This window comes from Bacillus cereus group sp. RP29, assembly GCF_040459765.1.
Lineage (GTDB): Bacteria > Bacillota > Bacilli > Bacillales > Bacillaceae_G > Bacillus_A > Bacillus_A paranthracis.
Genome location: NZ_JARVHN010000006.1, coordinates 1 through 9,564 on the forward strand (window position 1 = coordinate 1; position 9,564 = coordinate 9,564).

The following is a 9,564-nucleotide window of genomic DNA, read 5'->3' on the forward strand; positions in this document are numbered from 1 at the left end:
TTTTTTTAATTCATCTGTACACAAATTAGAATCATTTAGATTTCGTCTTATAATTTTAATGTTAGAAGATAATGATTCTGTAAACGATATTTTAGGACCGTATACCAATGATTCTGTTTCTGCTTTCTCAATAGATCTTTCAATAGGGTTGGCGCAATTTACCATAAATGCTTTACTTTCGTCTGATAAGTAAATATAAGCGAATCCATTTAAGAGGGAAGAGATAATCTCTTGTTCCTTAAGGTTTTTCTTTACTTCGTTCATTGGTATGTTTTTCAATAAATAAGAGTAAGTTATGTATTCTATCGGAAGTTGTTGAATGTATTTAATTACATACTCATTTAGAAACTCTTGTTTAATTAAATTTTTCATGAAAATAACTTCGAGACAATCTCCACCAACTTCAAGTGTTCTACACATTAAGTCTGGTGATTCGTTGAGGATGTATTTAATTTTTTCATAATTAGGGCAGTTATTTTTATTTAGATGGAGTGTCATTTGAATCATATCCTTCAATAGTTTTTTTTTAGTATTTGAAGTAGGAATCATTTTATACTTGTTTTAATAAAGAAGTAAGGATTGAGAGTAATTTTAGGACCTATGGTTCTGAAACGAATATGGAACAAGGAATTTTAGATGGTAACCAACAACATTCGGTAGCAAAGAAAACGTACAAACCTTTGATACAATTGGGGTTGTACGTTTTCTTTTTGTATTATTCTATGCATCATTTTATACATTCCTATCCTGGCGTGGGTTTTCGGGTTCTCGTTTGTTACTAGATTATTAGCCAAAAAACTGTATAAAATCTCGCATGTTCTTAGCGTAGATTTTTTCCGAAATGCTGGCGGTACCCCTATTACAGAAGTAAAAACTTAAATTTCTACTTCTGTAATACTTGGGTTTTATGGTACGTAATGGTACAATTATATGTACTAAAAAGTACATTGTGGAGGTACTAAAATGGACAAAGAGAAAACGATTCAAGTCAAGTTTACAGTGAATGAAGAACAATATGAGAAGTTAGAAATGTTAGCAAAGATGAGAGAACTTTCTGTACCACAGTTTTGTAAATTAACTTCGTTACAAGTGAAAATACAACCAGCTCGACCAATTATTGTTGAAGGAAAATATGAGATGCCGGAACCAGAAGTATTGCTAATGAAAGAAGTAGAGGAACGTTATAATCCTGAGAAGCAATTTTTAAAGATAGATAAAGGGTTTAATGAACGATTATATGAATATGCGGTGAAAAAAACGAGAGGAAAATGAAGACGATCAATAGAGGTCGTTGCGTGTGTTGGTCAATCAAAACGGACCTAGCGAAGCGAAGGGAGTATTTGACTTGACCAACTGGACTATACCCGAACCCTCTCGGCACTGAACAAACTACTGTTTGTTCTTGCCAACCGGCGAGGGAGCCCCTCAAGGATTGAGGGGTTGGGGAGTTCGATTGAGGGGGTCAAGGGGAAGAGTTCCCCTTGTAGGTTCGGACAAAGTCCGAGGTTTGATTCGGCTTGCCGAATAGCCCCGCAGGGCACACCTTTACGATAGTAAAGTATAGTGTGCTATACTTTACATGGAAGTCCACCGAAAAACAGTAGAGAAGTATATATACTTTATATGGTTCTAGGGACTGATAAGGACGTAGAACCTATGGAAAAGAGGCGAAAAAATGAGTTATGCAATTTGCCGAATGCAGAAATTTAAAATGCGAGATGTGAAGGGAATTCAGATTCATAATCAGCGAGAAAAAGAGAGTCACACAAATCATGATATTGAATCGGAGCGAACACATCTAAATTATGATTTACATAATGATGGCCACATTGATTATTTGAAAACAGTGAAAGACAAAATTGAACAGAATGTAGAGACCAATCGAGCGATTCGAAAAGATGCGGTTGTGATGTGCGAATTTGTTGTTACAAGTGATAGAGAATTTTTTGATGTATTAGATATGGTTGATCCAGCTCAACAAAAAGTATTTTTTAAAGAAGCGTATAGTTTTTTAAAAGATAGATATGGTGAACGTAATATTGTGCATGCAGCGGTACATTTGGATGAGAAAACACCTCATATGCACGTTGGTATGGTTCCAGTAACGGAAGAAAATAAGTTATCAGCCAAACAAATTTTTAACCGAAAAGAATTGGTTTCACTCCAGGATGATTTTCATGCTCACATGGTAGAAAAGGGCTTTTATTTGGAACGTGGTGTATCAAGTGATAAAAAGCATGTAGAAATGCGAAAATTCAAGGCAATGACCGCAAAAGAAGAGATAAAAGCACTAGAAACTGAAATCGGACAATGTCTACAGAAAAAAGAAGTAGTAAATAAACAAATGGAACAATTAGAATCTCGTTTAAATCAATTACAAAACGCAGTGAAATCAACAAATAAAGTTGATAAGATGGAAGTTAAACATAAAGGTGGTATTTTACGCTCTAAAACTGTTGAAATGAGCGTAGAAGACTTTGAGGAACTCAAAACTAAGGCAAAGGCATCAGAAGCCTTTAAACGCGAAAATATGACGTTACATCGTAAGAATGAAGCGTTACAAGCGAATAATACAGATTTACATACAACAGTGAAGCGTTTAGAAAAAGAAAATGAAGGGTTAAAGCCATATAAGGGCAAATATGAACGTCTAGCAAAATTATTTGATGAAATGAATAAATTTTATGAGAAGTTTATTCCGAAAGAAATTCCGAGATTTCATGAAATAATTGGTTTTTGTAAGAGAAAAGTAAATGGATCTATAAATAGATTTAGTTCTCTTAGGTATTCGGAAAAAGCATTGAATGAAAATGAGAAAAAAGGATATGAATCAGCATCAAAGTTTCTTGCGACTGAACAAAAGCAACAAAGAAAAGAACGTGGAAATGAACGAGAACTTTGATAGGAGGATTATGAATGAAAAAGCTAAGGAGAAATGCAATTCAATGCCGAAAATGTGGTGACGTAATTGAATCTAAATTTACTCATGATTTTAAGTATTGTTCATGCGGATCAGTGGGAGTAGATGGTGGTTTAGAATATGCTCGTATTATTGGTGATTCAGAAAATGTGATTGAACTTCATGAATATGAGGATAAATAAAAAGCATTACATCAATGGATGTAATGCTTTTTATTTAGGTACAAAATTAATTTTAGGAAGAACATGTTTTTGTAAACTGTTGTCACTAAATGAACTTAATGTTTGTGTCTTTGCATCAAATTGTAGTCCCAATGCTTTAAATATAACTTCTGTTTGTACAGGAGATAGACTAAATGATATTGTATCGTCATCTAAATAAATATTTAATTCAACGCCCTCAATCATTGTTTTTCGTCTCCAATCCTAATTTTTTTGATTCGTTTTTTGTTGTTTCTTGTTCTGGAAGAGCCTTTTGTTTCCCTCTTAATACGTCGATAGAATTTAAAGGCTTATCTTCTTCGTAATAACTTAATAATATTTGTCGTTTTGTATCGTTCCCTTTCATCATGATGTTAGGATTTACGATATAAACGCCATTTTGTTTTTTCTTGATAAAATTACTTTCTTGTAGTTTTTTCATAATACGTGTCACTGTACTTACACCGACACCAACATCTTTTGAGATACTTCTATATGTACCTATAAAAAGATTGTTAGATTGGTTTGTATTTTCCGCTATGTATATAAAAACATCTAGTTGTTTGTTGTCTATGATTCCTAGAACTGTTAAGAAATCCATTAAGTACATCTTCCAAAAATTCTTAGTTCCATATACTCTTTTGGTTATTTGGTCTACATGAATAACTTCTCCAGTTTCAGTGTCTACTAATTCTCGTTTCTTTTGACCAACTAATGTTTGAGTTTCTGCATGATATTCTAAATTCTCGGCATGTTTTTCCATGAAATATCCCCCAATATGTATTTAATATATATTCAATGTGTATTCATACCTGAACACCAAATAACTCTTTATAAGAACACTAACATACTTATATAAAAAATACAATTGTGTTCACAAAAAGAATACAGACATCTTCAAAAATGAACACAATTGCTATCAAATATGAACACAAGCAAAAACGTGAAATCCGTTGATATAACTGGGTTTATCCCACTTTTTATGCACGTTTCCTCTCTTCTAATATCAAAGGGGCTATTTAGCCCCTTTGATATTTTAAAAAAGACCAACTAAAAGTTGGTCTTTTTTTCTTTTTTTCCTTAAGAGCTAAAACTTCTACAAGGAACAGGTAGTATTTTTTGAGAAAAACACTCAAAAAATCTCCACCTTTTCCGCTTTGCTCCATCCTTGCAGAAGTTTTTTCGGCTCGTGTGCTTTTCTCGCCAAGCCGACAGACAAAAAGCAAAACAATGGTTCTCGACTTGGACAAGCAAGTATACGAGCCGAACCGCTTAGATCATTCGTTCCAAAATAGTCCTTATTCAAAAAATAGATACGTAATACGTGGGGTTTCGCCCCCACACGACGAGCCAGCACTCTAGCCAAAAAGCAAATGTAAGACCAAAAGACAAGAACAAACCATAAAAAAAGTCCTCCAGATTGTTTGACTGGGGGACTTTCATGTTCACATAATTCTCGTTATCGGCATAAAAAAAGGATCTTAAATTGAAGATTCTTTTTACTATTTCTAATAGGGGTACAGTCCCGAAAATGCGGATTTACAACGTTAAGCAATTCTGAGAAGAAAAAAAGGCTAACTTAACAACGATAAGGGTTTTGAGACAAGTCATATGATACATTCAAAACTCTTATTTTACGTATTATTGATTCCATATCAATAGAGTAGACCCTATTGATACAAGGTTTTTTGTCTTAACGTTGTAAATCCGCATAATCCTGATGCTACCCTTAATAACAGGACTGTCGTATTCGACAGTCCTTATTCAGCGATTGCTAATCGAAAGATTATTCATATTATTTTTCATATATGATAATTTAATGTTATGAGTAAGTTCATCTAATATAGCTTTTTTTTTAATTTCTGAAGAATGACAAGTTAGTATAAGCAGGTCCACTAATTCTGGCTGTATATTAGATATTTCCTCTAAATAGTCCCTTTTGAATTCTTTCATCACTTGATATAAATCGCCCATTTTTAATGAAAATCCACATCAATTTTCTTTTTATTATTTGGTGTTGTTTTTGGCATTTTTACTTCTAACACACCGTTTTTGTATGTCGCAGATACACCTTCAATAGTTACAGGACTAGGAAGTGTTATAACTCGTTGGAAACTGCCTGTGTAACGTTCTTTTCTATACATATTCTTTTCTTTTGTTTCATTTGTTTTATTCATAGAACCACTAATGGTTAATACATTATTTTCAATATCAATGTTCACGTCTTCGCTCTTTTCAAGTCCAGGTATATCACATGTTGCCACAACTTCATTTTCAGTTTCATAAACATCTACCTTAATGTTTCCAAAGTGATTTTTATCCCCTCCAAAATCAAACGGTAATTCAGAAAAGATACGGTCAAAATCTCTTCGCATATTTACCAATTGTCTAAATGGGTCATATGGTGTTGATGCCATAATTGCATTCCTCCTTCATTTATCATTCATATGTTTCCCTGATTTTTTCATATTTAAACAGGTTCATTAGGAATCGACAACAACGTATTTTTGTTGAGCACTGTTCATATAATTCAATAAAAGGAGTGATAAAGGTGTAACGAGTGAAATATACCGAAAGTGATGTTGCACTGATGGCAAGGATGATGAGAGCAGAAGCTGAAGGAGAAGGACAGCTGGGGATGCTTATGGTTGGTAATGTCATCGTAAACCGATTAAAAGCAGATTGTTTAGATTTTTTGAATTTAAGGTCAGTAAGAGACGTGATTTTTCAAGTACAATTATATATCAATAGAGTGTACTCTATTGATACAAGGTTTTTTGTCTTAACGTTGTAAATCCGCATAATCCTGATGCTACCCCATGCCCATCAACTTAAGAATTTTCACTACCCCCAAGTGACAAAAAACGTTATTCTTTCTAAAAAGCTAGCTAGAAAGGGTGACATTTTTTATGAATCTTTCGATTCAAGATGAATTACAACTATTTTCTGAAGAACTGTATCGTCATTTAACCCCTTCTCTTAAGGACCAGCCCCATAAATGTCCGTTTATGGGGCTAATTTTATTAAACTAACCAGCCGCAGTATGACTGAAGAGAGCTCTTTTATTTTTGTTCCGCAATAGGGCCAGATTGTTGAATAAGGATTGTAGTTAATTATGGTTTTACATACAATTATTGAACTATTGGAAGATAAGTTTAATATCAACCTCGGTGAGCTTTTCATAAGTAAATGAGGTTCTTCACAAGTAATTCGTGAACTAATCAACTGTCCCAGTTCGTTTTATTTCTACCTTAATATTTGGTTTTAAATTTAATGTGGAATATTTTCCTCTCAAATCTTTTTCATTTAAATTGGAATATTTTCTTATACTTTTTATTTTTCTTCCAATGCCAATTGGATCAGTATTTAATTTTCTAAACTCCTCAAGAATATCCCCGAATTCTTTGTTTAGTTCTTCTTCAATTATTAGCTCCATTTTTTTTATTGATTCCTTATTTTTAAGAGTAACAGAAGGCTGTAATTCTATAGTTGAAACTAAAATAGATGCATTTAAATTAACCGACTCTTCCTGAGATAATTCAACATTTCCGCGGTACTTTATTGGGTGAATTGTAATATTAAATTTATCTCCTTTTTGCTTTTCGACTAGTTTTATTCCCTTTTCTTCTAATACCTCTGCAGGAATATTTAAAGTTATATCCCCCAAAAAAGCATTATGATTGGTGAATAATTTTATATACAGGGTTTTTTTCATGGAAATAGAACCAACTATTTTATCATCCCTAAATAATGCAACCCCATCTAAATAGGGTGCTACACCATTCTCATTCGATAGAATAGGTAAGGTAGGATCGATACCAATTTCATATAGTGCGGAAATAAAATCATGCAAGTTGGAGTTGACTAACATTTCTTTCTTTTCGTGTTTATCCAATAGTTGATAGATATAGGATCCCATTTCGGGATATTCTTCATAGTTTTTATTTTTAATCGTCTCCTCAGCATTATCAGTAATGGCCAAAAAGATTAAAGAACTGATACTGCTATCTCGTTGCATAGTATCCAGAAAAGAAGAAATTCCTACTGTTTCTGCCATATTTTTATTAAACAGTATGGTCCTTAATTGACCAGAAGTAAGGTGGTGGCTTGTCTGTTGTTCTAAATTTTGTCTTATTTGTTTGCTTGTAGTTCCGACGGCAGAAATGGTTACACTCGTCTTTTCTTCTTTACGGTCGAATTGTAACAAGCTAATAGTGCCTTTGTATGTATTCTCATCAAGTAAGTCAAAACCAATAATAGTTGAAAGTCCTTGCCTTTCTAATATTTTTTCAGGTGGCATACATGCCGTACAGAGAAAGACACAAAGTAGAATAAGCCGTATTTTCATTTTTTCAACTCCGTTTTGAACGTGAAAAGATTTTAGATTTAATGATTGAAATGAAATATAAGAATATTGGATAGATAAACCATAGGTAAAAGCCTACTTGACCAACTTTATCAATCAAAAGGTTATTGTCGACTCTTTTTGTGATAAAAAAACTCGTGATAAAAATGATTATTGAGATTACCCATATTCCATGTTTTAGTTTTAAATGAAATATTTGTTTAACTCCTTTGGAAGAAATGAATAGGATTATACATAAATTTTGAAAAATAACTAATATCCATAATGAAACTGCTATAGATTCAAAGCGCTCAATAAATGGAAAATGGACAGCGCTTATTATACTGACAATAGGCCAGATCTGTTTTTCTAATTCTTTAGGGCTATAAAATAATATAGAAATAACAGTTGCAATTAAAACAAGAAGTGTGGTAAACCAGATTGCTAATTGACTGAATAGAAGTAGTTTTTTTTTCTCCTTTATAAAAGGAAAAATAAAAAATAAAGTCTCAAAACCCAACATTGTATAACTGCTTTTAAAAACTCCTTTCATCATTTCTGACGGAGTTGTCGACATGATGGGTAAAATTCTAGTTAAGTTTATGGAATCAAGTGGTTGATACATCACAAATAGCAGCCATATAGTCATTAAAAAGGATAAGAAGCATATCCCTGCAACTACTCTGAATCCACCTGATACTGCATAAATTGTTATTAATAATAGCGCTAAGGTGCCTACCCATTCATAAACTCCTTCATATCCCCATGTTAGGGACAATTCAAGATAACTGATGATGATAGAGTAATGTACAGCAATAAAGTAAATGACAATTAAGGTATTGATGATACTTCCTATAAAGCGACCAAATAAATTTTCGTGTATTTCATAAAGATTACAGTTTCCATGTTTTTTAAGTATGCTAATAATAATCCAAGTGATAATACTAATGAATAGACCGGATAGTAAAACTGAGATCCAAGCATCTTTCTTAGATTCAAGATAAATAATTTTCGGGACTCCAAGTATGCCCATACCAATTTGCGAAGTGTGTATGATAAAGAAAGCCATATAGGCATTTACAAAACTAATATTTGATTTCATTATCCACCTCAAAATTCATCTAAATCTTTTTCTGTTTTTTTAAATCTCCACCTTGTGCGGAATGAATCTTTTGGGCGATTGACAACAGGACGTCTCATATAAAAATGGTGGGGTAGACGTATTAAGAAGTATTTTATATCCTTAATCCTAAAAGGGTATAGAGGTGCAAGATAAGGTTTGTTTAATGATGTCAATTTTAACAAGTGGACCATCATTACACAGACACCGATAATAATCCCATTTAATCCCCCAACACCTGCTAGAATAATGAAAGGAAATCTAGCAATTCTTATAGCAGTGCCCATTTCATAAATAGGAGCCGTAAATGCCCCTAATGCACTAAATGCCACAATAATAATTAAAATGTTGCTAGTTAAACCTGCCTCAACAGTTGCTTGGCCAATAACAATACCTCCAACAATTCCCATTGTTTGCCCTACTTTTGACGGAAGGCGTGCCCCAGCCTCTCTAAGTAATTCAATTAATAATTCGAGTAAAAGTGCTTCTAGCAAAGGTGGAAAAGGAACTTGTGAACGTGATTGCCCAATTATAAGTAACAATTTAGATGGAATTAGTTCAGAGTGAAATGTCATGGTTGCAACATAAAATGCTGTAAGAAATAGTGACCCTGCCATAGCAAATAATCGTATAAATCTTATAAAAGTACTTAAGGACCATCTCAAATATATGTCTTCTGTTGATTCAAAAAACGAAAAAAAATTAGCAGGTCCAATAATAGCAATTGGACTTTCATCTATAAGAACACCAATCCGTCCGTTTAAAATAGAGTAGAGGAATCTATCGGGCAACTCTGTTAATATAAACTGTGGAAAAAATGAGTAATGATTATCTTCAAGACATTGTGCCAATACTGAACTGTCACTTATATTATCAGTTTTTATATTTTCAAACTTCTCCTTAAGTGTTTTAAGTGTGTCATCATCCGCTATATCTTTAAGATATATAATTCTTACTTGCTTCTTAACACGTTCTCCTA

Annotated in this window: 11 protein-coding genes and 1 pseudogene; 5 read left to right on the forward strand and 7 right to left on the reverse strand. The window is 33.0% G+C overall.

Translation table 11 applies throughout. From position 1 onward, the window contains the following. Positions 1-549: spore germination protein (locus tag QCI47_RS30160; protein WP_353812089.1), on the reverse strand; the 549-nt coding region annotated here is incomplete at its 3' end. A gap of 414 nt (positions 550-963) precedes the next feature. Between QCI47_RS30160 and QCI47_RS30165 the strand changes: the two genes are divergently transcribed. The 3 genes from QCI47_RS30165 to QCI47_RS30175 all read left to right on the forward strand — a co-directional run bounded on the left by QCI47_RS30165 (position 964) and on the right by QCI47_RS30175 (position 3,102). After that, the gene (locus tag QCI47_RS30165) at positions 964-1,272 is read left to right on the forward strand and encodes a hypothetical protein (protein WP_080349474.1); all 309 of its coding nucleotides are present in this window, start codon (positions 964-966) and stop codon (positions 1,270-1,272) included. 403 nt (positions 1,273-1,675) lie between these two features. Then, a complete protein-coding gene (gene mobV / locus QCI47_RS30170) occupies positions 1,676-2,902 on the forward strand; it encodes a MobV family relaxase (RefSeq protein ID WP_012552726.1) in 1,227 nt (408 codons plus the stop codon). Positions 2,903-2,916: 14 nt separating this feature from the next. Continuing rightward, positions 2,917-3,102 carry a DUF7695 domain-containing protein gene (locus tag QCI47_RS30175; RefSeq protein WP_012552728.1) on the forward strand — a complete coding sequence of 62 codons (186 nt, stop codon included), beginning with the start codon at positions 2,917-2,919 and terminating at the stop codon, positions 3,100-3,102. A gap of 30 nt (positions 3,103-3,132) precedes the next feature. Here QCI47_RS30175 and QCI47_RS30180 read toward each other — a convergent pair whose 3' ends face one another. The 3 genes from QCI47_RS30180 to QCI47_RS30190 all read right to left on the reverse strand — a co-directional run bounded on the left by QCI47_RS30180 (position 3,133) and on the right by QCI47_RS30190 (position 5,537). Continuing rightward, on the reverse strand, positions 3,133-3,327 hold the full coding sequence (locus QCI47_RS30180) for a hypothetical protein (protein WP_012552733.1): 195 nt from the start codon (positions 3,325-3,327) through the stop codon (positions 3,133-3,135). Then, the gene (locus QCI47_RS30185) at positions 3,320-3,883 is read right to left on the reverse strand and encodes a replication/maintenance protein RepL (protein WP_012552730.1); all 564 of its coding nucleotides are present in this window, start codon (positions 3,881-3,883) and stop codon (positions 3,320-3,322) included. Before QCI47_RS30185 ends, QCI47_RS30180 begins: the two co-directional genes overlap by 8 nt. A 1,213-nt stretch (positions 3,884-5,096) precedes the next feature. Beyond that, entirely contained in the window at positions 5,097-5,537 is a 441-nt protein-coding gene (locus QCI47_RS30190) for an Hsp20/alpha crystallin family protein (RefSeq protein ID WP_000168945.1), read from the reverse strand. 173 nt (positions 5,538-5,710) lie between these two features. On the opposite strand from QCI47_RS30190, the pseudogene QCI47_RS30195 reads away from it, so the two are divergent. After that, a pseudogene (locus tag QCI47_RS30195) lies at positions 5,711-5,857 on the forward strand (cell wall hydrolase); the annotation flags it as partial. Positions 5,858-6,029: 172 nt separating this feature from the next. Then, entirely contained in the window at positions 6,030-6,152 is a 123-nt protein-coding gene (locus QCI47_RS30200; RefSeq protein ID WP_270734640.1) for a hypothetical protein, read from the forward strand. Positions 6,153-6,337: 185 nt separating this feature from the next. Here the strand turns inward: QCI47_RS30200 and QCI47_RS30205 are convergent, their stop codons facing one another. From QCI47_RS30205 to QCI47_RS30215, 3 genes are all read right to left on the reverse strand, one after another. Continuing rightward, positions 6,338-7,468: a Ger(x)C family spore germination protein gene (locus QCI47_RS30205; RefSeq protein WP_353812090.1), complete on the reverse strand. Its 1,131-nt coding sequence runs from the start codon at positions 7,466-7,468 to the stop codon at positions 6,338-6,340. Positions 7,469-7,472: 4 nt separating this feature from the next. Continuing rightward, positions 7,473-8,567 carry a GerAB/ArcD/ProY family transporter gene (locus QCI47_RS30210; RefSeq protein ID WP_353812091.1) on the reverse strand — a complete coding sequence of 365 codons (1,095 nt, stop codon included), beginning with the start codon at positions 8,565-8,567 and terminating at the stop codon, positions 7,473-7,475. 8 nt (positions 8,568-8,575) lie between these two features. Continuing rightward, positions 8,576-9,564, reverse strand: a 989-nt coding sequence (locus QCI47_RS30215) for a spore germination protein (protein ID WP_353812092.1), incomplete at its 5' end; no start/stop codon positions are given.

Coding starts and splice junctions, on each gene's coding strand:
- QCI47_RS30165 (WP_080349474.1), top strand. CDS start 964: ATGGACAAAGAGAAAACGATTCAAGTCAAGTTTACAGTGAATGAAGAA.
- QCI47_RS30180 (WP_012552733.1), bottom strand. CDS start 3,327: ATGATTGAGGGCGTTGAATTAAATATTTATTTAGATGACGATACAATA.
- QCI47_RS30200 (WP_270734640.1), top strand. CDS start 6,030: ATGAATCTTTCGATTCAAGATGAATTACAACTATTTTCTGAAGAACTG.
- QCI47_RS30190 (WP_000168945.1), bottom strand. CDS start 5,537: ATGGCATCAACACCATATGACCCATTTAGACAATTGGTAAATATGCGA.
- QCI47_RS30175 (WP_012552728.1), top strand. CDS start 2,917: ATGAAAAAGCTAAGGAGAAATGCAATTCAATGCCGAAAATGTGGTGAC.
- QCI47_RS30185 (WP_012552730.1), bottom strand. CDS start 3,883: ATGGAAAAACATGCCGAGAATTTAGAATATCATGCAGAAACTCAAACA.
- QCI47_RS30205 (WP_353812090.1), bottom strand. CDS start 7,468: ATGAAAATACGGCTTATTCTACTTTGTGTCTTTCTCTGTACGGCATGT.
- QCI47_RS30210 (WP_353812091.1), bottom strand. CDS start 8,567: ATGAAATCAAATATTAGTTTTGTAAATGCCTATATGGCTTTCTTTATC.
- mobV (WP_012552726.1), top strand. CDS start 1,676: ATGAGTTATGCAATTTGCCGAATGCAGAAATTTAAAATGCGAGATGTG.